At 66.2% G+C, this 21,999-nt stretch carries 24 protein-coding genes and 1 tRNA gene; 12 read left to right on the plus strand and 13 right to left on the minus strand.

What is annotated here, in order from left to right; genetic code table 11:
• Nucleotides 1–5 precede the first annotated feature (5 nt).
• The gene (locus QFZ60_RS16790; protein ID WP_011690592.1) at nucleotides 6–488 is read right to left on the minus strand and encodes a CarD family transcriptional regulator; all 483 of its coding nucleotides are present in this window, start codon (nucleotides 486–488) and stop codon (nucleotides 6–8) included.
• 271 nt (nucleotides 489–759) lie between these two features.
• Here QFZ60_RS16790 and QFZ60_RS16795 point away from each other — a divergent pair, with 271 nt between their 5' ends.
• Nucleotides 760–1,383, plus strand: a complete 624-nt coding sequence (locus tag QFZ60_RS16795; protein WP_373427726.1) for a hypothetical protein — start codon at nucleotides 760–762, stop codon at nucleotides 1,381–1,383.
• Between the two features lie 97 nt (nucleotides 1,384–1,480).
• Here QFZ60_RS16795 and QFZ60_RS16800 read toward each other — a convergent pair whose 3' ends face one another.
• Entirely contained in the window at nucleotides 1,481–2,161 is a 681-nt protein-coding gene (locus tag QFZ60_RS16800) for a response regulator transcription factor (protein ID WP_142119926.1), read from the minus strand.
• On the minus strand, nucleotides 2,158–3,390 hold the full coding sequence (locus QFZ60_RS16805; RefSeq protein ID WP_307093361.1) for a cell wall metabolism sensor histidine kinase WalK: 1,233 nt from the start codon (nucleotides 3,388–3,390) through the stop codon (nucleotides 2,158–2,160). Before QFZ60_RS16805 ends, QFZ60_RS16800 begins: the two co-directional genes overlap by 4 nt.
• A 204-nt stretch (nucleotides 3,391–3,594) precedes the next feature.
• On the opposite strand from QFZ60_RS16805, the gene phoU reads away from it, so the two are divergent.
• Nucleotides 3,595–4,257 carry a phosphate signaling complex protein PhoU gene (gene phoU / locus QFZ60_RS16810; RefSeq protein WP_307091947.1) on the plus strand — a complete coding sequence of 221 codons (663 nt, stop codon included), beginning with the start codon at nucleotides 3,595–3,597 and terminating at the stop codon, nucleotides 4,255–4,257.
• A gap of 73 nt (nucleotides 4,258–4,330) precedes the next feature.
• On the opposite strand, the gene QFZ60_RS16815 is transcribed toward phoU, so the two are convergent.
• Complete coding sequence (locus tag QFZ60_RS16815; RefSeq protein ID WP_142119922.1) at nucleotides 4,331–5,077, minus strand: phosphoglyceromutase; 747 nt, start codon at nucleotides 5,075–5,077, stop codon at nucleotides 4,331–4,333.
• Between the two features lie 98 nt (nucleotides 5,078–5,175).
• Between QFZ60_RS16815 and QFZ60_RS16820 the strand changes: the two genes are divergently transcribed.
• Nucleotides 5,176–6,021 (plus strand): class I SAM-dependent methyltransferase, encoded by an 846-nt coding sequence (locus QFZ60_RS16820; RefSeq protein WP_373427690.1) that lies wholly within the window; start codon nucleotides 5,176–5,178, stop codon nucleotides 6,019–6,021.
• Between the two features lie 20 nt (nucleotides 6,022–6,041).
• Here the strand turns inward: QFZ60_RS16820 and QFZ60_RS16825 are convergent, their stop codons facing one another.
• A complete protein-coding gene (locus tag QFZ60_RS16825; protein ID WP_026266062.1) occupies nucleotides 6,042–6,395 on the minus strand; it encodes a DUF2516 family protein in 354 nt (117 codons plus the stop codon).
• Between the two features lie 9 nt (nucleotides 6,396–6,404).
• Complete coding sequence (locus QFZ60_RS16830; protein WP_307091950.1) at nucleotides 6,405–7,595, minus strand: PLP-dependent aspartate aminotransferase family protein; 1,191 nt, start codon at nucleotides 7,593–7,595, stop codon at nucleotides 6,405–6,407.
• A 135-nt stretch (nucleotides 7,596–7,730) separates the two neighbouring features.
• Here QFZ60_RS16830 and tmk point away from each other — a divergent pair, with 135 nt between their 5' ends.
• From tmk to QFZ60_RS16860, 6 genes are all read left to right on the plus strand, one after another.
• The gene (gene tmk / locus QFZ60_RS16835) at nucleotides 7,731–8,405 is read left to right on the plus strand and encodes a dTMP kinase (RefSeq protein ID WP_307091951.1); all 675 of its coding nucleotides are present in this window, start codon (nucleotides 7,731–7,733) and stop codon (nucleotides 8,403–8,405) included.
• Nucleotides 8,402–9,565, plus strand: coding sequence for a DNA polymerase III subunit delta' (locus QFZ60_RS16840; protein ID WP_307091953.1), 1,164 nt, complete (start codon nucleotides 8,402–8,404; stop codon nucleotides 9,563–9,565). The genes tmk and QFZ60_RS16840 overlap by 4 nt, the downstream gene beginning before the upstream one ends.
• Nucleotides 9,562–11,130 carry an alpha/beta hydrolase gene (locus QFZ60_RS16845; RefSeq protein WP_307091955.1) on the plus strand — a complete coding sequence of 523 codons (1,569 nt, stop codon included), beginning with the start codon at nucleotides 9,562–9,564 and terminating at the stop codon, nucleotides 11,128–11,130. The genes QFZ60_RS16840 and QFZ60_RS16845 overlap by 4 nt, the downstream gene beginning before the upstream one ends.
• A 104-nt stretch (nucleotides 11,131–11,234) precedes the next feature.
• A tRNA-Thr gene (locus QFZ60_RS16850) sits at nucleotides 11,235–11,307 on the plus strand.
• Between the two features lie 104 nt (nucleotides 11,308–11,411).
• Nucleotides 11,412–11,999 (plus strand): polysaccharide deacetylase family protein, encoded by a 588-nt coding sequence (locus QFZ60_RS16855; protein WP_307093362.1) that lies wholly within the window; start codon nucleotides 11,412–11,414, stop codon nucleotides 11,997–11,999.
• A 118-nt stretch (nucleotides 12,000–12,117) separates the two neighbouring features.
• A complete protein-coding gene (locus tag QFZ60_RS16860) occupies nucleotides 12,118–12,780 on the plus strand; it encodes a hypothetical protein (protein ID WP_307091956.1) in 663 nt (220 codons plus the stop codon).
• A 73-nt stretch (nucleotides 12,781–12,853) separates the two neighbouring features.
• Here the strand turns inward: QFZ60_RS16860 and QFZ60_RS16865 are convergent, their stop codons facing one another.
• Nucleotides 12,854–14,098: an NAD(P)/FAD-dependent oxidoreductase gene (locus QFZ60_RS16865; protein WP_307091957.1), complete on the minus strand. Its 1,245-nt coding sequence runs from the start codon at nucleotides 14,096–14,098 to the stop codon at nucleotides 12,854–12,856.
• 126 nt (nucleotides 14,099–14,224) lie between these two features.
• Between QFZ60_RS16865 and QFZ60_RS16870 the strand changes: the two genes are divergently transcribed.
• From QFZ60_RS16870 to QFZ60_RS16880, 3 genes are all read left to right on the plus strand, one after another.
• The gene (locus QFZ60_RS16870; protein ID WP_307091958.1) at nucleotides 14,225–15,223 is read left to right on the plus strand and encodes a hypothetical protein; all 999 of its coding nucleotides are present in this window, start codon (nucleotides 14,225–14,227) and stop codon (nucleotides 15,221–15,223) included.
• 63 nt (nucleotides 15,224–15,286) lie between these two features.
• Nucleotides 15,287–16,378 carry a hypothetical protein gene (locus QFZ60_RS16875; protein WP_307091959.1) on the plus strand — a complete coding sequence of 364 codons (1,092 nt, stop codon included), beginning with the start codon at nucleotides 15,287–15,289 and terminating at the stop codon, nucleotides 16,376–16,378.
• A gap of 100 nt (nucleotides 16,379–16,478) precedes the next feature.
• A complete protein-coding gene (locus QFZ60_RS16880) occupies nucleotides 16,479–16,664 on the plus strand; it encodes a hypothetical protein (RefSeq protein WP_307091960.1) in 186 nt (61 codons plus the stop codon).
• 154 nt (nucleotides 16,665–16,818) lie between these two features.
• On the opposite strand, the gene QFZ60_RS16885 is transcribed toward QFZ60_RS16880, so the two are convergent.
• The 6 genes from QFZ60_RS16885 to QFZ60_RS16910 all read right to left on the minus strand — a co-directional run bounded on the left by QFZ60_RS16885 (nucleotide 16,819) and on the right by QFZ60_RS16910 (nucleotide 21,948).
• Complete coding sequence (locus QFZ60_RS16885) at nucleotides 16,819–17,664, minus strand: aldo/keto reductase (protein WP_307091961.1); 846 nt, start codon at nucleotides 17,662–17,664, stop codon at nucleotides 16,819–16,821.
• 117 nt (nucleotides 17,665–17,781) lie between these two features.
• Nucleotides 17,782–18,225: a hypothetical protein gene (locus QFZ60_RS16890; RefSeq protein WP_056330214.1), complete on the minus strand. Its 444-nt coding sequence runs from the start codon at nucleotides 18,223–18,225 to the stop codon at nucleotides 17,782–17,784.
• Nucleotides 18,226–18,232: 7 nt separating this feature from the next.
• Complete coding sequence (locus QFZ60_RS16895; protein ID WP_307091962.1) at nucleotides 18,233–18,859, minus strand: bacterial proteasome activator family protein; 627 nt, start codon at nucleotides 18,857–18,859, stop codon at nucleotides 18,233–18,235.
• A 78-nt stretch (nucleotides 18,860–18,937) separates the two neighbouring features.
• A complete protein-coding gene (locus QFZ60_RS16900) occupies nucleotides 18,938–19,141 on the minus strand; it encodes a YbdD/YjiX family protein (RefSeq protein WP_056330209.1) in 204 nt (67 codons plus the stop codon).
• Nucleotides 19,141–21,438, minus strand: coding sequence for a carbon starvation CstA family protein (locus tag QFZ60_RS16905; RefSeq protein WP_307091963.1), 2,298 nt, complete (start codon nucleotides 21,436–21,438; stop codon nucleotides 19,141–19,143). Before QFZ60_RS16905 ends, QFZ60_RS16900 begins: the two co-directional genes overlap by 1 nt.
• Nucleotides 21,439–21,663: 225 nt before the next feature.
• Nucleotides 21,664–21,948, minus strand: a complete 285-nt coding sequence (locus QFZ60_RS16910) for a DUF1540 domain-containing protein (protein ID WP_307091964.1) — start codon at nucleotides 21,946–21,948, stop codon at nucleotides 21,664–21,666.
• Nucleotides 21,949–21,999 lie beyond the last annotated feature (51 nt).

Consider the following 21,999-nt stretch of genomic DNA (forward strand, 5'->3'; position numbering starts at 1 on the left):
AATTCTTAGGAAGCCAGGACCTCGTCGAGAACGCTTGCAGCCTTCTCCTCGTCGGTCTTTTCAGCCAGCGCCAGTTCTGAAATCAGAATCTGACGGGCCTTGGCCAGCATTCGCTTCTCGCCTGCGGAAAGGCCCCGGTCGTGATCCCGGCGCCACAGGTCGCGAACAACCTCTGCCACCTTGATGACGTCACCGGAAGCAAGCTTCTCCAGATTTGCCTTGTACCTGCGTGACCAGTTGGTGGGCTCCTCGGTGAACTCGGCGCGGAGCACATCAAACACGTGCTCCAGGCCTTCCTTGCCCACTACGTCCCGGACCCCAACAAGGTCAACGTTCTCTGCTGGAACTTCAATGGTCAGATCACCCTGAGCCACCTTGAGCTTGAGATACATCTTCTCTTCGCCCTTGATGGTGCGCATCTTGATTTCTTCAATCTTCGCAGCACCGTGGTGAGGGTAAACTACTGTCTCGCCGACCTCAAATACCATGTGGACATTTCCCCTTTCCCGCAGACCAGTTTATCACGATTCAGGCATATGACCGGCCGGAGAAAGGGCTTCCAACCGCGAAAATACGCGGAAAATCGGCCCAATCGACCCCCTCCGCCCCCTTGACGGATGGCAAGATTAGTGCATCACGTGAGCGCTCCCACGCCCGATGTGACACTGCCGAATCCTCGTTTGCCCCTCATTGCGGATAGGCTATGGCTGAAAAAGACTTCAAATTTCTTGAGGAGTACGTGACGTGCGTTCCACTGCGATGAACCGGGCCCAGCGCGGCAAACTGGCACTGACGGCTGCTGCCCTTGGCGCCAGCCTGCTGACCGCAGGCTGCGGTTACATCACACCCCAGCAGACCAGCCACCAGTACTCCGCCTCGGACGGCATCCGCGCCGACCTCGGTCCCCTCCAGCTGCGGAACATCCTGATTGTTTCCGCGGGCGAGGACCAGCCCGGCCGCCTCATCGGCGCCGTCTACAACTCCTCCTCCAAGGACGTGAAGCTCACGGTCAACGGCGCCAAGGGTTCACAGACCGAGGTGCCAGTGAAGGCCAACTCGTACACGCTCCTGAACGAGGACTCCGACGAGGCCATCCTGAGCACCACCGGCGGCAAGCCCGGCTCCCTGGTGGACGTCAAGATCAGTGAGAACGGCACCAACGTCAGCAACACGGTGAAGGTTCCCGTCCTGGACGCCACCTTGGCGGAATACAAGGACTACGTGCCGACCCCGAGCTCCTCGGCGACATCCTCGTCGTCCGCGAGCCCCAGCGCCGGCTCCTCGGCCAGCACGGGCTCCTCAGCCAGCTCCAGCGCGTCCGCCGGCGCCGGCTCTTCCGCCACTGCCACTCCGAGCGCCACGGCGACCGCCACCAGCCGCTAGGCGAACAGCGGGTCGCCGCCGGAAGCAGGCATAACGAAAGGGAGGGCCATCCAGGCCCTCCCTTTTGTTATGCCTTCCGGGCTTGTCCCGGCTCGGCCTACGGCTCGAATTTGTACCCGAGGCCGCGGACGGTCACCAGGTAGCGCGGTGCGGAGGGGTCCGGTTCGATCTTGCCGCGGAGCCGCTTCACGTGGACGTCCAGGGTCTTGGTGTCGCCCACGTAGTCGGAGCCCCACACCCGGTCGATCAGCTGGCCGCGGGTCAGCACCCTGCCCGAGTTGCGGAGGAGCATCTCCAGGAGCTCGAACTCCTTCAAGGGAAGCAGGACCTGCTCTCCGTCCACGCTGACCACATGCCGTTCGATGTCCATGCGGACCGGACCCGCCTGGACGGTTGCCGAGATCAGTTCCTCCGGCTCGCCCTGGCGGCGCAGTACTGCCCTGACACGGGCCACCAGTTCCCGTGAGGAGTAGGGCTTGGTGACATAGTCGTCCGCACCGAGCTCCAGGCCCACCACTTTGTCGATTTCCGAGTCCTTGGCCGTCAGCATGATGACGGGAACGCTGGAGCGCTGGCGGAGCTGGCGGCACACCTCGGTGCCGGAGAGCCCGGGCAGCTGCAGGTCAAGCAGCACCAGGTCGGCGCCGTTGCGGTCGAATTCGGTGATGGCGTCAAGGCCGTTGTCCACCACTTCAACCTCGAACCCTTCTTTGCCCAGCAAATAGGACAGGGGGTCGCTGAACGACTCCTCATCCTCGACAATCAAAATCCTGCTCAAGCGCTGGCTCCTCGTTCTGTTGCGCCGGCGGCGCGGGGTACTGGGGTGAGACTGACCTTCTCCGGCGCCAATGCCGGCGCTTCCGTTGCGGCGGGCCCGGCCTCGCCGTCCTGGCCTTCCATCTCGGGCAGCCGGAGGGTGAAGGTGGACCCCTGCCCGGGCTGGGACCACAGGGTCACTTCGCCGCCGTGGTTCGATGCCACGTGCTTCACGATGCTCAGGCCCAGGCCGGTGCCGCCGGTGTGGCGGGACCGGGCGGCGTCCACACGGTAGAAGCGTTCAAAGACGCGTTCCTGGTCCTCGGGGTTCAGCCCGTCCCCCTGGTCCGTGACGGAAATCGAAACCAGGCCTTCCCGGGACCGGACACCGATCCCCACCCGGGTGTTGGCCGGCGAATAGCGGATGGCATTGTCGATAAGGTTCCGCAGCGCCGTCACCAGCAGGTCCTGGTCACCGAAGACCTTGCCGTCGGCGCGGCCGCCCACCACAATGCTGATGTTCTTGCTCTCCGCGGGAAGCTGCGACCGGTCCACGGCCTCGGTGATGACGGCGTTGATGTCCACCGGGCCGCCCTCCTGCGTCACGCTGGCGCCCTGCAGGCGGGAAAGTTCGATGATGTCCTGGACCAGGGCAGCAAGGCGGGCTGATTCCTTGTGCATGCGCTTGGCGAAGCGGCGGACGGCTTCTTCGTCGTCGGCGGAGGATTCCAGCGCCTCTGCCAGCAAGGAGATGGCACCCACGGGGGTTTTCAGTTCGTGCGATACGTTGGCGACGAAGTCGTTGCGGATTTCTTCGGTGCGGGTGATTTCCGTCCGGTCATCGGCCAGGAGCAGGATGTATTCCTCGCCGAGCATGGCGGCACGGACCTGGACGATGATGGTTCCCTTGCCCAGCGGCCCGCGCGGGAGTTCGAGCTGCTTTTCAAGGATGACGCCGTCCCGCCGGACTCCGGCGCTCATGTCCAGGAGTTCCTTGTGCACCACGGTGTGTCCGCGGACCAGGCCGTAGGCGTATGCGGCGGGGCTGGCACGGACCACGCCGTCCACGTCATCCAGCACCACGAAGGCACGTCCGACGACGGCGAGCACCTCCGCTGCGCCGGCCGGCAGCGCCAGCTCCCCGGCGTCGACATCGAGCAGCTGGCGCTGCTTCTCGCTGACCCGGTAGGCGAGCACGCCGAACGTGCCAAGCGCCAGGCCGACAAGGCCGGCTACCAGACCAATGAGCATAGGATCCACAGCTCCACTTTATGCTCTTGCCTTCAACCCCCTGCCGCCTTCAGGCCCATCCGGCAAACGGTTCAACTAACGTTCATCTATGGGGGCATAATCGTTTACCCGGCGGTGACAGAGTTGGTGGTCAGAGCGCCTCATGGCGACACGATTCCTGCTGCCCCGGAGCGGCCGCGGGAGTTCCAAGGAAAGGACGCCTACGTGCGTAAGGTTTTTCAGGAAGAGCTCACCCAGGTCGGTGACCAGCTGGTGGAGATCTCCCGGCTGGTCAGCGAAGCGATCAACAAGGCCACTACCTCATTCCAGGTAGCGGACGTTGATCTCGCGCAGGATGTCATCGCCGCGGACGCGCGCATCGACTTCCTGCAGAACAGCCTCGATGAGCGGGCGATCGACATTCTGGCGTTGCAGGGTCCCGTCGCCAGCGATCTGCGCATGATCGTCGGTTCGCTCCGGATGAGCGCCTCCCTCGAGCGGATGGGTGACCTGGCCCGGCACATCGCCCAGCTGGCCCGTCTCCGGTACCCGTCCATGGTGATTCCGGAGTCCATGACGGAGACCTTCAACCGGATGGCGGAACTCGACCAGGAGATCGCCGACAAGCTGACGGTCCTGCTGGAGAGCCGCGACCTTGAGGTGGCCAGGGATATCCTCAAGGCCAACACGGCCATCAATGATCTGCACTTGAGCGTCTTCAAGGCCATTGCCGCGCCTGAGTGGAACGAGTCCCCCGCCACCACGGTGGATGTGGCCCTCGCCAGCCGCTACTTCGAGCGCTTCGCGGACCATGGCGTCTCCGTAGCCCAGAAGGTGACCTACCTGGTTACCGGGGCATGGCAGCCGAACGCCACCGAGCACAGCTGACGCATAACGAGCGGATATACGACGGCGGGCTGGCCACTTAGGTGACCAGCCCGCCGTCGTCGGCTCTAAGGCTCTACTTCTTGCCCTGGTTGGCGACGGCCAGGATGGCCTCTTCGGCAGCCTCGGGGTCAAGGTAGGTTCCGCCGGGCTTGACCGGCTGGAAGTCCTCGTCCAGTTCGTAGACCAGCGGGATGCCGGTGGGGATGTTCAGGCCTGCGATGGCTTCATCACTGATGCCGTCAAGGTGCTTGACGAGGGCACGGAGAGAGTTGCCGTGCGCGGTGACCAGGACCGTCTTGCCGGCCTTGAGGTCTTCCTTGATGTCCGATTCCCAGTAGGGCAGGAGCCGCACCAGGACATCCTTGAGGCATTCAGTGCGCGGCAGGGCGTCGCCGAGGTCCGCGTACCGGGGGTCGTGGGCCTGGGAGAACTCGGAGTCGTCATCCAGGGGCGGCGGCGGGGTGTCGTAGGAACGGCGCCATTCCATGAACTGCTCTTCGCCGTATTCGGCCAGGGTCTGGGCCTTGTCCTTGCCCTGCAGCGCGCCGTAGTGGCGTTCGTTGAGGCGCCAGTCGCGCTTGACCGGAATCCAGCCGCGGTCGGCCTTGTCCAGGGCGATGTTCGCGGTGTTGATGGCCCGCTTCAGCAGGGAGGTGTAGAGCACGTCCGGGAGGATGTTGTTCTCCACCAGCAGCTCACCGCCGCGCGCTGCTTCCGCGCGGCCCTGGTCGTTCAGGTCAACGTCCACCCAGCCGGTGAACAGGTTCTTGGCGTTCCATTCGCTGTGGCCGTGGCGCAGCAGAATCAGCTTGTAAGTCATGATTTTCATCCTAGCCGAGCAGTGTTGCCGCCCGCCCAGCGTTACAAGGCCGGCTGCCGTACGCCCGCCTCCCCAGGCGGCGGGGATAGGGTTGTGCGGTGGTTCAAAAGGCTGAACGGGTGAACGCCCCGCAACTTTCCGGCAGGACGCCCGGCGCCCGGCAGGGCCGTCCGGTAGGCAACGTCACCCGCGGCACCACCAACCCCAACCGGATGCGCCGCGTGGACCGCTGGCTGGCCGGACCGCAGGCCTGGCGCCTGCGGTCCGCGGCCGACCCCCTCGTCGTCGACCTGGGCTACGGCGCAACCCCTGCCACCGCCGTCGAACTCCATGAAAGGCTCACTGCCGTCCGGCCGGACGTACGGGTCTGCGGGATCGAAATCGAGCCCGGACGCGTCCGCGCTGCGCTTCCCCTGCAGCGGCCCGGGCTGACCTTCCACGTGGGCGGTTTTGAACTGCCTGTTCCAGGCCGTCCGGTCCTGGTCCGCGCCTTCAATGTCCTGCGCCAGTACGAGGAAGCCGACGTCCAGGGCATCTGGCGGCTGGTGCAGAACAGGTTATCGCCGGACGGCATCTTCGTTGACGGCACGTGCGACGAGATTGGGCGGCGGGTGACCTGGGTGGCGCTGGACCAACACCGCCCGTTGTCCCTCAGCATCTCCGTGCGCTTCGGCAGCTTTGACCTGCCCTCGGACGTGGCCGAACGGCTTCCCAAGGTATTGATCCACCGCAACGTCCCGGGCGAGCCGATTCATGCCTTCATGCAGGCGATGGACCGGGCGTGGCTTGAAAGTGCACCGCTTGCCTCATTTGGCAACAGGCAGCGCTGGGTGGGGATGTGCCAGAGCATGCGCGACGCCGGATGGCCGCTCCAGGACGGACCGGCCCGGTGGCGGCTGGGCGAACTCACGGTGGACTGGGAGGCGGTGGCTCCGCTGGGTTAGGGAGCCGGGTTAAGCGCTGATCACCAGGGGCCGTAGGGGCCCATGTTGCGGCTGCCGCCGCGGCCGGCGTCCTTTACCGCGGGGCGGACGTCGGCCAGGTAGACGGAGGCCGCCACCACTGCAGCGAGCCCGAAGAGCCCAAGGGTGCTGATGATGCCGCCGCCGGCGCCGAACAGCGAGATGATGCCGACCAGCAGCGCGCCACCGGTCAGGGCAAGCCAGAAGGTCTTGGTCCGCTTGCCCGTGGCTTCGAAGGCGTTGGCCCGGTGCCGGGCGCAGTCGACGAACGCCCACAGTTCAAGCCCCAGCGCCACGAGGCCAAGAATGAAGAACACTGCCTGCTCTACGTACGCGATGATTATTCGACCGTCCACAAGCCCAGCCTAGCCCTCCAGCGTGTCCAGCGCCTGTTTCAGGTCGGCCCAGAGGTCTTCGACGTTTTCCACGCCGACACTGAGCCGGACCAGGTTCTCCGGCACGCTTGCGGGTTCGGCTGAGTGCCGGCGCCGGCGTTCGATGAGGGATTCCACCCCGCCCAGGGACGTGGCAGGCAGCCAGAGCTCCAGCGCCTGCACCAGTTTGTCCGCGGCGTCGGCGCCGCCCAGGCCCGCCGCAGGTGCCACCTGGATGCAGATGATGGAGCCGAACCCCTTCATCTGCCCTTTTGCCCGGGCATGCCCGGGGTCGGCGTCGAGGCCGGGGAACCGGATGGATTCAATGCCGGGATGCCCGGCGAGCCGTTCCGCGAGGACCATCGCGGACTCCTGCGACCGTTCCACGCGCAACGCGAGGGTCCGCAGGCCCCGCAGTGCGAGCCAGGCTTCGAAGGGACCGGCGATGGCGCCATGGATGATGCGGTGGTGGAGCAGCGATGAACGGATGTCCGGGTTGGCGGTGACCAGCGCACCAAGGACGACGTCGGAGTGCCCGGCGAGGTACTTGGTCACCGAGTGGAGGACGATGTCGGATCCGAGCAGCAGGGGCTGCTGCACCAAGGGGGTGGAGAAGGTGTTGTCCGTGACAACGATTGCCCCGACAGCGTGGGCGGCCTCCGCGACGGCGGACATGTCCGCGATCCCCAGCATGGGGTTGGTGGGGCTTTCCAGCCACAGCATGGCCGCGGCTTTCGACGACGGGCCTTTCGGTGCCAGGGCGTCCTTCACCGCACCGGTGTCGGCGATGTCAACGGTCCGGAGTTCGATGAAGCCCTTTTCGGCGAGTTCGGAGGCCATCACCAGCGAGCCGGAGTAGCTGTGGTTGGGCATGACCAGCACGCCCCCGGCAGGAATAAGGGACAGAGCGGAACTGACCGCCGCGAGCCCCGATGCGTAGAGAAGGCCGGGAAGAGTGGACCCTTCAAGCTGGCCGAGCGCCTCCTCGAACGGATCCCAGGTGGGATTGGAGTAGCGGCCGTAACCCCGGTCCCCGTCCCCCAGGGGGCCGGTGCCGAAGTAGGTGGAGGAAAGGGTAATGGGGGGATTGACCGGCTGGTCCCTTTCCCGCGGCGGCCGCCCTGCCGCCACCACCACGGTCTCGGGTGAAAGGGAAGCGGCCTGATGCTCGGAAAGACTCATGGTGAAAAGCGTACTGTTCCTCCCGGATCCGCCGGAAAGCGGTGTCGCTTTGTGGACTGGCGCCGTTCACATGGCAGCCGCCTTCCGGGCAGTTCCGGGTCGGGAAATGTCGGCAGGCCTCGGTAGGCTTGAGAAGTGAATAAACAGAGGGCCGGCGTATTCATCGCTTTCGAAGGCGGCGATGGTGCCGGCAAGTCCACCCAGGCGGCCAGGCTTGCGGCGGCACTGGACTCCCGTGGCTACACCGTGCTGCGCACCCGTGAACCCGGCGGCACCACCGTTGGCGAGAAGCTGCGGTCGCTGGTGCTGGACCACGGCAACGGCGAGATCGATGCCCACACGGAAGCCCTCATATTTGCCGCTTCCCGTGCCGCCCACGCCAGCCAGGTCATCCGCCCGGCTTTGAGCCGCGGCGAGATCGTGCTGACGGACCGGTACATCGACTCCTCCGTGGCCTACCAGGGGGCCGGCCGCAACCTGGGCCTGGAGGCGGTACGTTCCCTCAATGACTGGGCCACCTCCGGCCTCCAGCCCCACCTCACAGTCCTCTTGGACGTTGACCCCCAACTTGGCCGCCGGCGCCGGACTGCCGGCCAGGCAGCGGAAGACCGCCTGGAATCCGAGGCCGACGAGTTCCACACCAGGATCCGGGAAGCTTTCCTCAGCCTCGCCGCCGGCCACCCGCAGCGGTACCTGGTCCTCCCGGCCCACCTGCCGGTGGATGAGCTGGCGGGGCAGATCTTCGCCCGGGTGGATACGCTCCTGGCCGTTCCCGCCCCGGCAGCGGCCACGGACGGCGGTGCCTCATGACCGTCTGGGATGACCTCCAAGGCCAGCCCGCCGTCGTCGAACAACTACGCCAGGCCGCAAGCGGCGAAGGCCTGACGCACGCGTGGCTGTTCACCGGTCCGCCGGGGTCCGGGCGGTCCAACGCCGCCAAGGCGTTCGCTGCCGCCTTGAACTGTGACCAGGAGGACGTGGGCCTGCGTGGCTGCGGGCAGTGCCAGGCCTGCCACACCATCCTGGGTGAGACCCATTCGGACGTGACGTTCGTGCGCACCGAGAAGGTCACCATCACCATTGACGAGGCCCGCGAACTGGTGGCCACCGCGGGCAACCGGCCATCGTCCGGGCGCTGGCGGATCATCGTGGTGGAGGACGCCGACCGCATGGCCGAGCGGACCACCAACGTGCTCCTCAAGGCCATCGAGGAACCCACACCGCGGACCGTGTGGATGCTCTGCGCACCCTCCCCCGCCGATGTCCTGGTGACCATCCGTTCCCGCTGCCGCAGCGTTGCCCTGCGGCTGCCGCCCGCCTCCGACGTGGCAGCGCTGCTGGTCCGGCGCGACGGCGTGGACCCTGTCCTTGCTGAGCAGGCGGCCCGTGCTGCCCAGAGCCATGTGGGCATTGCCCGGCGACTCGCCAGGGATCCCGCCGCAAGGGAACGCCGCCTGGAGACAGTCCGCTTTCCACTTGGGCTGCGCGGTGTAACTGCCGCGGTCATGATGGCGGACAAGCTGGTCAAGATCGCCACGGCAGAAGCCAACAGCTCCAACGAGGAGAGGGATGCGGCGGAGAAGGCAGCCCTCCTGGCGACCCTGGGCGCTCCGGAATCAGGAACCCTTCCCCCGGCCATGCGCAGCCAGCTCAAACAGCTCGAAGACGACCAAAAACGGCGGGCCAAGAGATCCATCACCGACTCCCTGGACCGGACGCTGACGGATTTGTTGTCCTTCTACCGGGACGTCCTGATCATCCAGCTTGGGAACGCCGTGGAGTTGGTCAACGTTGAGCTGAGGAGTGAGCTGGAAGACTTTGCCGCCCGCTCCACCCCGGAAGCCACGCTGGCCCGAATGGATGCCATCAACAAAGCCCGTGAACGCATCACCACCACCAACGTTGCCCCGCTGCTGACCATTGAGTCCATGGCTGCCAGCCTGATCCAGCCCTCCAAGGAGACCCGATGACTGCCCGCCCCCTGCCCGCACGCCACAGGTCCATCGGTGTCGCCGTCCGCGCCGCCGGCGCAATGGCCCTGGCGATGGTTCTGGCCTCATGCAGTCTCCTTAATGGCGGCGACAAGAACCCGCCGGAGGCTGCCACCGCCAAGGCCGACCCCTCAATCGTGGCGTCGGCTCCTGCCGGGCTGGAGAAGTTCTACTCGCAGGAAGTCGTGTGGCAGCCCTGCGAAGGGGAATTCCAGTGCGCCAAAGTGACCGTGCCCATGGATTACGGCAATCCGGGCGGGGATACCATCCAGATTGCCGCGCTCCGGGCCGGCAGCACAGGAAAGAAGACCGGCAGCCTCCTGGTTAACCCCGGCGGCCCCGGGGCCTCCGGGTACGACTTTGTGAAAGACGCTGCCGGGACACATTTTTCAGCGGCTGTCCGCAACGCCTACGACCTGGTGGGCTTCGATCCGCGCGGCGTGAAGCGCTCCGCCCCCGTCACCTGCATGACGGACGCGGAACGCGACGCCGCGCGTGCCAAAATCTACTCGTATGAAACCGATGCCGGGCTGGCGGAGGCACTGGCTGACACAAAGGCCATCGCCGACCAGTGCGCGGCACAGACAGGCCCGGTTTTGGCGCACATCGATACCGTCAGCTCCGCGAAGGACCTGGACGTGCTCCGCGCCGTCGTCAACGACACCAAGCTGAACTACCTGGGGTACTCCTACGGCACCTTCCTTGGCTCCACCTATGCCTCGCTGTTCCCGGACAATGTGGGCCGGATGGTCCTCGACGGCGCCCTCGATCCATCAATCAGCAATGAGGACCTGACCAGCGGCCAGGCGCGCGCCTTCGAAAAAGCGCTGCACAGTTATGTGGCCAGTTGCCAGAAGCAAGGCAAGTGTCCCCTCGGCGGCGACGTCGACTCCGGCGTACAGCAGATCCGGGACCTCATCAACTCCGTACAGCAGACACCCCGCACTGCCAAGGACGGCCGCCTGGTGAATGCCACCACGCTGGTCAGCGGCCTGATTACCCCGCTTTACAACGACCAAAGCTGGCCGGCCCTCACCCAGGCGCTGGAAGCTGCCGTGTCCGGGGACGTCAGCCTCATGCTTCGGCTTGCCGACCTCGGCGCCGACCGTTCCCCCGATGGTTCCTACACATCCAATTCGACGTTCGCCTTCAACGCGATCAACTGCCTGGACTACCCCATGGTTTCGGACACGGAAGGCATGCGCGCGGAGGAGAAGCGGCTGGAACAGGACTCCCCCACCCTGGGCTACTTCTTCGCGTACGGCGGGGTCACATGCGCTGAGTGGCCCTATAAGAACGTGCGTACGCCGGCCGCGGTGGAATACAGCGGAGACTCCCCCATTGTGGTCATTGGCACCACGGGCGACCCCGCCACGCCCGTTGACTGGGCCGCGTCACTGCGCAAGCAGCTGGGGAACGCTTCCCTGCTGACGTGGCGGGGTGAAGGACACACCGCCTACGGCCGGGCCAACAGCTGCCTGGAGGATTCGGTGGACAACTATCTGGTCAGCGGCAAACTGCCGGCCGACAACACGGTGTGTTGAGGATCGCAGCAGCCCCTGCCCGGCCATTTTGACCGCGGCGGCGGGACTCTATTACAGTTGACTCTTGCATGAAGCGCCCGGTTCCGCCGGGGATGTCATGCGGTGCTTCCTTAGCTCAGTCGGTAGAGCGTTTCACTCGTAATGAAAAGGTCATCAGTTCGATTCTGATAGGAAGCTCGGGATAAACCCCGGACAGCCCCTTCTTTTAGGGGTTTCCGGGGTTTTTCGCTGGTTAAGCGGGAAGTGCTGACTGGGGGCAGGGCACACTCACAGCGCGGCTGATAAGTGATGCCAAGGTCCTTTTTTGCGGCGGCCCCGGCGGCAGCGGCTATGACCAGGCGCTGACTGACACGCTGCGCCAACGGCACGTCCCGGCCACGCTCTTCCTGAATTCGCGGTGGATAACGGCCAATCCCGCGACGAGGCAACTGGCGGCAGATCCGCTCTTTGACATCGCCAACCACGGAACGTCCCATAAGCCGCTTTCCACCACAGGCAACACGGCCTATGGCATCCCGGGCACCAGGAATGCGGGTGAAGTCTACGACGAGATCATGCCCAACGATGGCGTCCTGTCCGGAATCACGGGCAAGCGTCCCCGGTACTTTCGCCCCGGCACCGCCTACATGGACGATGTCGCCGTAGACATCCTGAACGCCTTGGGTGTGAAGCCCGCGGGATTCAGCATCAATGGCGACGGCGGCGCAACCTATCCTGCCGCCGTCTTAGCCAAAGAGGTGGGAAGGGCACGGGCAGGTGATGTGGTCATCTGCCACGGCAACCACCCCAACGGTGGAACGGCTGATGGCATGAAGCAGGCGCTGGACAAGCTCGTGGCGGCCGGATTGTCCTTCACCCATTTGCCCTGAGAATGACACAACGCCCGGCTGGCGGGGTCCCCGTCGATCCGATACTTTGACAAGGAAGCCCTGCCCAGCAGCGTACGGCTAAACCAGTAAGGCCGGCGCCGAACGTGAGGAACCCGCCATGCCGGAACAGCGCAGCACCCCCGCCATCGGCTGGGTCCCGGCTTGGGCCGATCTTCAGGAGCGCACGGCGGAGCCCGTCAATGGAGGATTCCTCGTCGGGGATGCCGGGCAGGCGGTCAATGGGCAGATGGGCGAAGGACAAACGGCCGGGGGACAGGAGTACGTGGCGGCCTGGCTGGGTCCTGCCACCGAGGAGCTGGCCACCAAGTCAGTGGGCGGGGCCGGCGCGCGCCTCACCCTGGTCTGCGCCGACGCCGAGGGCATGGGCGACCCGGACGGGCTCACCCGGGTTTCGGAGCGGGTCCTGCTCATGGCTCCGACCGCCGAACTGAACACAGCGGTGCAACTGCCGGAAAACTCCCAGGTGGCCCTGGCACCCATGGAGACCTACGACGCCGTCGAAATCACGGTCTTTGACCGCCCCGTGGCGAGGGGCCGCATCCAGGTGCGGGACGACTTCGCGGCGGTGGCCATCACGGAACTCCCGGACGGGCCGGATCAGGCGGGCTTCCAACAGGGCCTGCTTGCGGCCATGGCTGAGGAGGCATTCCTCCATGGCGCGGAGTACCTGCACATGGTGGTGGACCCGGACGTCGCTGACCTCTACGAGGCATCCGGTTGGACCGTGGCGGGCCGCCTCCTGAGTTTCACAAAAAACTGACGACGGCGGCGGCCCGGCTTGGCCAACAATGTCCGGGTGTTTGGGGCCAGACACCCAGATCCGCGCGGCGAACCTAGTCCGGCCTGCCCACCACGACCTGCGCCGGACTGTGCGTGACATAGCCGTTGGCCCACGAGAAAAGCGCCCTGACCTTCTGCTGGAATCCGGGCAGCAGGGCGAGGTGGACCGCCAGCCACGACACGAATGCCAATGGTCCCTGCAGTTGCAGGCGCCGGGGCCCCAGCTCCGCCACGGCTGCCCCGCGGCCCACCATGGCCATATAACCCTTGTCCACGTAGCGGAAGGGCTGCCGCACACCCCCGGTAAGGTCAGCATGGATGTTGCGGGCCGCCCATTTGCCTGACTGCTGGGCAACCGAACCCAGCTGCGGCAATTTATTTCCCGCGGCGTCGGTGATGTTGGCGGAGTCCCCCAGCACGTACACCCCCTCGAAGTCGGGGACTGTCAGGTCGGGCTGCACGTCCACCCTGCCGCCCCTGCCCTGTTTCAGGCCGGACTCGGTGATGATCCGGCCGGCCTGCAGGCCACCGGCCCACACCACAATGCGGCCAGGAATGACGGTGCCATCCTTGAGGGTCACGCCGTCGGGACGCACTTCGCCGACTGCCTGCCCCATGTGCAACTGCACGCCCAGCTTGGTCAGGCGGTCGCGGGCGTACGCCTGCGATTTCTCCGAAAAGGCGGCAAGCACGTTCGGAACCATATCCACCAAGTGGACATGGCACCGGGCGGCCAGTCCCGGCGTGAAGTACTTGGGCAGAATGTATTTGACGTTTTCCGCCAAGGCGCCGGCAGTCTCCACGCCGGTGGGACCACCGCCCACCACAATCACGTCGGCTTCCGCTGCCGCCGGCTCGCGGTCGGCTTCGTCCAAAACGGCGGTGATGGCAGCACTGAGCCGCGTTGCATCCGCCACCGAGTACAGCGGGTAGGCGTTCTCTTCAGCGCCCGGGGTGTTGAAGAAGTTCGGCACGGCCCCCGTGGCGATGACCAGGATCCTGGCCCGGTAGCTTGAGCCGTCTGCGGTGGTGACGGCGCGGTTGGCCGCGTCGATCGAGGTCACTTCCGCCGTCAGGACCCGCACGTTGTTGATCTTGCGGAATTCGGAGCGGAGCGGCCGGGTAACCGCCGAGACGCCTATCTGGGAGGCAGCCACCTGGTAAAGGAGCGGCTGGAATTGCTGGTAATTGTTGGCATCGAGCAACAGCACCCGGACGCCCTTGCGGCCCAGCTCCTCAGCCGCCGTCTTTCCGGCGAAGCCGCCGCCAACCACGATGACCTGGTATGAATCGTCCATTCGTGCAACATACCCCTACGGGCCGATGAACAACAGGGTGCCGTTGCCACTGCAGGCGGCAGGCGTCCTGTCCGCCGAGCCGGACGGGTGACCGGCCGGCCGCAGCACGGCACCTAAGATGGCGGCATGGAAGACGAAGCCCTGGCGGACATTGCTGACAGGCTGTACGGAGGGCCGCTGGACGACTTCATTGCGGCCCGGACCGCAGCGGCGAAGGACGTTGCGCGCCAGGACAAGCAGCTGGCAGCAGCGGTCCGCGCCCTGCCGAAACCATCCGTGGCGGCGTGGGCAGTCAACATGCTCGCCAGGTTCCGGCCGGATGTGCTGGCCGGGCTGGGCGGCCTTGGCGAGCGCATGCGGGCGGCCCAGGAGTCGCTGGATGCGCCTGCCCTCCGGGAACTGGGCCGGGAGCGCCGCTCGATGTTGGCTGACGCCGTCGACGTTGCCCGGTCTGTTGCCCAGGAGCAGGGCCGCTCCATCAGTGACGCCATCGCCGCCGACGTTGAGGAGACCCTGCGCGCAATGACGGCAGATGAGCGTGCTGCCGCTGCCGTGGGCAGCAGCCGGCTGCTGAAAGTGCTGAGCGCCGACGGCATCAACGACGTGGACCTGGACGGGGCGGTGGCCCTCCCTGGGTTGCTCCCGGCAGCGCCCGCCGGCAACCGTGCCGGCCCTCCCCCGGCTGTGGTGAAGGGAACAGCGGCGAAGGCAGCAAAAGCAACAGCGGCAAAGACCCGTACGACGGCGGAGCACACCACCCAGCCAAAGCCCGCCAAGCCCCGGCTTGAGGCTGTGCGGCAGACACCGCGGCCGGCGTCGCCGCCGGCGCTGGAAAGGGCCAGGGCCGCGCTGGTCGAGGCCCAGGCGACCGAGGAGGAAGCCTCCCGGCTGGCACGTGACCTGCAGGAGCAGGAGGAACGGATGCGGGCGGAAATCGCGGAACTGCAGCAGGAAACGGCTGAACTTCGAAGCCGGCTCAAGGCCGCCGAGGAGAGCCTGGAACGCTCCCGCAAGGGGCTTGCCGCCACTTCGGCGGAGGCGAAACAGGCGGTGCGGGCGGCCGGCAAGGCCAGCCGTACTGCCATGCTGGCGCAGGAACGCGTCCTCCGCCTGGCCAGCAGCTGAGAAGTGCCAACGTATTGTGGAAGTCCCCTCGCCCCGGGTGCCGGCAGGACCTACTCTGGAGCCATGGACGCCGCAGCAGCACACGCCTTTGCGATTCCGCCGGTAGCAGTTCACCGCCCCACGACGGCCGCGGAAGATGCCGTCACCCTCGCGGCCGGTGTCTGGCTGATTACAGGGACCTACGTCGACGGCTGGGCCCACAACAACCTCCGCGACTTGGAGACGTTCTTCACACCGTGGCATGCCATCCTCTACTCGGGCTTCGCGGCCTGCGCCGTCTGGATCGCCGCCCTGACCTGGCGCCGGCACGCCCCGGGTACGCGATGGCAGGATGCAATCCCTGCCGGCTACGGCGGTGCAGCGGCCGGCGTCATGCTCTTCCTGGCGTCGGGGATGGGCGACTTTGCCTGGCATTCGCTGTTCGGCATTGAGCAGAACATCAACGCACTGTTCAGCCCGGCCCATCTGGGACTCGCTACCGGCGCCTTCCTCATCCTGGGCGCCCCTTTCTCGGCAGCATGGCACTCTCCTGACCGTGCCTGGCCGCAGCTGGTGCCGGCGTTCGTGAGCGCCATGCTGGCCGGCATGGTGGCGGCGTTCATCCTGCAGGAGTTTGCGGTCTTCGCCCGCCATGGCCTCATCCAGACATACTCCAGCGCCGCCGGGACCCTGCCGGCGGTGACGGTTCCGACGTCGTCGAGCATCATGGTTTCCCTGGCCTCATTCCTTGTCTCGACCGTAGTGCTCTTCGTTCCCGTCCTGTTGCTGTCACTGCGGTGGCGGTTGCCGGCCGTGGTGCCTGCGGCGATGGCGCTGTTTCCCTCCGCAGTCCTGCAGATCATGGTGGCCCTGCGGGATGCCTGGTTCATTCCGGCGGCCCTCGCCGGTGCCGTCCTCGTGGGATTGGTGTGGGCAGCAGTGCGTCCTGCCCCGGACCGGTCCGCGCGGCTCATAACCGCGGCAGGCCTGGCACCGGTCGTCTTTTGGGCCCCGTATTTCGCCGCTGTGGCACTGCATGACGGGGCTCTCAGCTTCCAGCCCGAGATCTGGACCGGCACCCTCACCTGGAGCGGACTGGCAATGCTGTCGCTGGCCGGACTCGCGCTGAAGGTGCGGCCGGCGCCGGAAGCCATCCCGGATTCAGGGACCAACTGACCCTCCAGGTGCGCCGCCAGACCCGCCGCCGTGGCAGGTCCGGACAACACGCGGCGCGCTGGTTCCTGGGAATGTCAGACCCCGGTTGCACACTGGATTTATGGAAACCCAAGCTATACAGGAATTTCACGTAACGTACTTCGACGCCGACTGCGGCCGCACGCGTTCAGAGGTCTTTGAAACGCTTGAAGAGGCGGAGCGCTTCGCCTGCCGCCACTGCCATGGCGAAGACAGCTGGGCCATGGTGGATGCCGTCACAGTAGAACACGTCCAGATCGCTGCCTGACCGGCCCCGGGGAAAGACCCAGGGCCAGCAGCTACTGTTCCGCACCATCGACGTTAACGGCGTCAGCCCGCGCTGCCTGGCGGTTGCCGGCAGCACGGGCTGACGATGGTTGGCGGATTCCCCGGCCTGTTGGGCCGGTGCCGCCGTCGCGGGGTTACGCGAAGTCGGAGACCGCGGGATCAGGTCCAATGCGGCCTTCGCCGCTGGCGGTCCGGTCCAGGTTGTTGATGGCTTCAACGTCCTCAGCGTCCAGGGATACCTCAAGTGCCGCGAAGTTCTCCTTGATGCGGGACTCGGTGACGGACTTGGGGATGACCACGTTGCCGATGGCGAGGTGCCATGCGATGACCACCTGGGCAGGGGTGGCCTGGTGCTTCGCAGCGATCGAGGCGACAACAGGGTCCTCCAGCAGTTCCCCGCCCTGGCCCAGCGGGGACCAGGCCTGGGTCAGGATGCCCTTTTCGGCTCCAAAGTCCCGCAGTTCACGCTGGTTGAAGTAGGGGTGCAGCTCGATCTGGTGGATGGCCGGAACCACTCCGGTTTCGTCGATCAGGCGCTGCAGGCCCTCGGCGGTGAAGTTGGAGACACCAATGGACTTGACCCGGCCGCGCTTCTGGAGTTCGATCAGCGCCTTCCAGGTGTCGACGTACTTGTCCTGCTTGGGCTGCATCCAGTGGATCAGGTAGAGATCAAGCGTTTCGAGGCCAAGCCTGGCCATGGAATCCTCGAAAGCGGCGAGGGTGGACTCGTACCCCTGGTCCGCGTTCCACAGCTTGGTGGTGATGAAAATCTGCTCCGGTGACAGGCCGGAGCTGGCGATGGCACGGCCCACGCCCGCCTCGTTGCCGTAAATCTTCGCGGTGTCGATGTGGCGGAAGCCGGCTTCGAACGCCTGGCGGACAACCTTTTCAGCCACGTCGTCCTCAACCTGCCACACACCGTAGCCGAGCTGGGGGATCGTGTTTCCGTCGTTGAAAGTCAAGGTAGGTGAAGAAGTCATTCCTTCATCCTGCCAAACGTCCCCCGCGCCACGCCCCCGTTTCGGTCAATGTAAGCCACCCGCTTAACCGCAAAATTCTCCTGCCCAGACGGGAATATTTTCGTGGCACCGGCCCAGCTAGTCCCCGCGAAGCCGCCTCTCGGCGTCGTCCACCTGCTGAAAGACGGCGTCAGCCCGGCGCCGCACCGACGCGGCACCCACCGGCACCGGGCCCACAGCGAGCCGAAGCATGGCCGCCGCTTCCGCGGTGGTGGCGAGCGAATTGCCTGCCTTGGACAGGGACCGGTGCACGTCCGCCAGGCCTGCCGGTATGTCCAGGCCCTCGCTGGGCGCACGCCGCTGCGCCTCCATGCACACCGCCCGGACGCGCTGCAGGACGGCAGCCAGTTCGTTGGCGATCTCCAGCAGTTCGCCGTACAGCTGGTCGTCCTCCACGCCCTCGAGCACCTGGTGGAAGCGGTCAAGTCCCCGTTGGAAGCGGTCGTGCGCGCGGCGCCACAGCCCCTTGCCCAATTCCGCGTCATCTTTGCGCCCCTGCCGGGCAGCGCTGAAAAGGCCCAAGCGGAACCTACAGGTACTGCCCCGGACCGTGGTCCGGGTCGTCACGCTGGCCGGGCCGCGCCTGCGGACCGGGGCGTGCCCCGGCCGGGGCACGCTGCGGCTCACCGTTTTCGCCAATCACGACGCCGGGGGCAATCATGGTGCCCGGCGGCAACTGGCGAAGCTGCAGCTGCGCTGCGGCATGTTCGCGCGCGGCGTTCTGTGCTGCGATGGCGGTCTGGATCCCGTGGAACAGGCCCTCCAGCCAGCCCACCAGCTGGGCCTGGGCGATCCGGAGCTCGGCATCGGAGGGGGTGGCCTCGTTGGAGAACGGCAGGTTGATCCTGTCCAGTTCCGCCACCAGCTCAGGCGCAAGCCCGTCCTCCAACTCCTTGATGGAGCGCGCATGGATGGCCGCCAGCCTGCCCCTGGCAGCATCGTCCAGCGGCGCGGACTTCACCTCTTCCAGCAGTTGCCGGATCATGGTGCCGATCCGCATCACCTTGGCCGGCTCGTCCACGAGGTCCTGCAGGCTGCTGCCCCGGGGCTTGCCGTCCATGGCGGACGGAGCCTGTACCGGGTCCTGGGTGTCGTCAACGGGAGTGCCTTCTACCGGGAGGTCCTCAGGTGCCTGAGTGTCATTGGGATCGCTCATGCGTTCATACTCTCACGGCCCATCCGCCCGGGGTCCACGCATGAAGGCCTGTGGCGGGCTTGTCCGCTGCCGGCTCAATCAGCAGCACCTCCCCTGCGGGTTGGTGTCCTGGCGGTCCGTGCGGTCCCTCCAGAACTCGCGTTCAGTGAGGGGTGGTTCCTGGTGCCCGGCCGCCCTGTGGTGTTCCAGGTACTTGGCATAAGCGTCCGCGCCCATGACTCCGCCCAGGTATCGGGCGAAGCCGCGGAATCCATTGGCCACCAGGGCCATGCCGGCGCTCATCAGTGCCCGGCCCGTTCAAGCCGTGCGTCTGCGGGCACCCTGTCCCATTCGGCTGCCAGTTCCCGTTCGGCCGTTGTCGGCACCAGCCCGGCGGGGGCGAAGACCCGCGAAGGAACTGCCCGGTCCTCATTGTCCGTGGTGGCTCTCCCGGCCGCCCTGTCGCGGAACGCCTTGACGGTGGCGAGCACCGCCGTCGCGATCACGATGATGGTGAGCACCACGAAGATCACGGACAGCCAGCCCTGAATGGCGGTGTTGCGGACCACGGCTTCCATGGCGGCCACGGTCTTGGCGGTGCCGAATTCCTTCTTGCCGTCGGCCAGCGCCTTGCTGAAGGCGGCGTTGTTGGCGAAGTACCCCACGGCGGGGACGGGCGAGAAGATCTTCTGGAAGCTGGCAGTGATGGTGACCACGGCGGCGAAGGTCAGCGGCAGGGCAACGACCCACAGGTACTTGAAGGTGCCGCGCTTGGCGACGATCGCCAGGCATACAGCCAGCGCGATGGCGGCCAGCAGCTGGTTGGCGATACCGAACAGCGGGAACAGGGTGTTGATGCCGCCCAGCGGATCGGTCACGCCCATCAGCAGCACGGCGCCCCAGGCAGCCACCATGATGGCCGTGCAGAGCCAGGCTCCCGGGCGCCAGGAGGCTTCCTTGAATTTGGGGACGAAGTTGCCGATGGAATCCTGCAGCATGAAACGGGCAACGCGCGTGCCGGCGTCCACGGCGGTGAGGATGAACAGTGCCTCGAACATGATGGCGAAGTGGTACCAGAACGCCATCATGGCCGTCCCGCCGATGAACTGCTGCATGATGTGCGCCAGCCCCACGGCCAGCGTGGGTGCGCCGCCGGTGCGGGAGACGATGCTCTGCTCCCCAACGTTTGCCGCCGTTTCGCTGAGCAGGCCGGGCGTGATGTTGACGCCGTTCAGGCCAAGGCTGTTGACCCAGGTTGCTGCCGTTTCCACGGTCCCGCCCGTCAGGGCTGCGGGGGCGTTCATGGCGAAGTAGAGGCCGCGGTCGATCGAGATGGCTGCCACCAGCGCCATGATGGCCACGAAGGATTCCATCAGCATTCCGCCATACCCGATGTACCGGGTCTGCCGTTCCTTCTCCACCAGTTTGGGGGTGGTGCCGGAGGAAATCAGGGCATGGAAACCGGACAGCGCACCACAGGCGATGGTGACGAACAGGAAGGGGAACAGGGCGCCGGACAACACCGGTCCGTTCTCGCGGCCGGCGAATTCGCTGAAGGCCGGGACGCTGACTTCGGGCCGGACCACGATGATGGCCAGCGCGAGCATCACGATGACGCCGATCTTCATGAAGGTGGAGAGGTAGTCGCGCGGGGCCAGCAGCAGCCACACGGGCAGGACCGCTGCGATGAAGCCGTAGATGAGGAGGCCCCAGGCAATGGTCACCTTGTCCAGGTGGAACACTGTGGCGCCCCATTCCGTCTGGGCCACCAGGCCGCCGCCGATGATGGCCGCCATGAGGAGGACGAAGCCGATGATCGAGACCTCCATGACCTTGCCGGGGCGCAGGAAGCGGAGGTAGACGCCCATGAAGAGGGCGATGGGGATGGTCATTCCCACGGAGAACACGCCCCACGGGCTTTCACCCAGGGCGTTGACGACGACGAGCGCCAGGATGGCCACGATGATCACCATGATCAGCAGGGTGGCGATGAGGGCGGCAGTGCCGCCGATGACGCCGAGTTCCTCGCGGGCCATCTGGCCGAGGGAGCGGCCGCCGCGGCGCATGGAGAAGAACATGACCAGGTAGTCCTGGACGGCACCGGCGAGGACGACGCCGAGGATGATCCAGATGGTGCCGGGGAGGTATCCCATCTGGGCAGCGATGATGGGGCCCACCAGCGGGCCCGCGCCGGCGATGGCGGCGAAGTGGTGGCCGAACAGGACGTTGCGGTCCGTACGGACGTAGTCCTTGCCGTCGGCTTTGTATTCGGCGGGGGTGGCGCGGCGGTCGTCAGGCCTGGTGATGTAGCGCTCGATCACCTTGGAGTAGAAGCGGTACCCGATCAGGTAGGTGCACACGGAGGCAAAGACGAACCAGATGGCATTGACGGTTTCCCCGCGGACGATCGCCAGCATGAACCATGCGACCCCGCCCAGGAGGGCAATTGCTGCCCAGAGGGCGATCTTGCCCGGCGTCCACCTCCGGTCCTCGGCTTCAAGCCGTGCCTCGTCCACGGCGGGTGGGGGAAGATCCGGGTCCGTCGCCAGTCCGCCCTCCGCCCGGGATCCGTTCTTCCGCTGGTCAGGCACTCCGGCCATGTCTCCTCCTTGAGAGATTTCCCACTTTTCCTACTGGGCACCCTACCAAGGGGTAACATGCCGGGAACGCCCGACGGCGGCGCGGCGCCGTCGCTGTGCGGCGAGCGGTGGTAAGCCGGCGCCGAATGAGCAGGATCACGTGGACGACGGCGGGCGGCGGCACAGCGAAGGCTCCCGTCCGGGAGTCCGGGCAGGAGCCTCCGCGAGGGTGAGGGCCAGGGGCAGTCAGGCGTGGGCGTAGGTGAGGCAGTCGGCGTTGTCGGCGCCGGGCCCGACGTGCACCTCGGCAGCGTTGCACATCAGGTGGTCGTTGTGGACACACTCGGCGCGCTGGCATGCACCGACATCCGCCAGCACCTTGGGCAGGCCGCCGTGGATGCCGGTCTCGATGAAGGTGGCGCAGGATGCATGGTCCTGGGTTCCGCCAACAGTGATGGCGTGAGCGGTGCAGCCTTCGTGGTCGTTGAATGAGCAACGGGTGACACTGCAGTCGGCAACATGTGTTGTCATGACGTTCCTCCGTAAGTTCCGCCGCCCGGCGGGCGGCTCCCGGAACCCACC

The organism is Arthrobacter sp. B2I5 (assembly GCF_030816735.1).
In the GTDB taxonomy this organism is placed as follows: Bacteria; Actinomycetota; Actinomycetes; order Actinomycetales; family Micrococcaceae; genus Arthrobacter.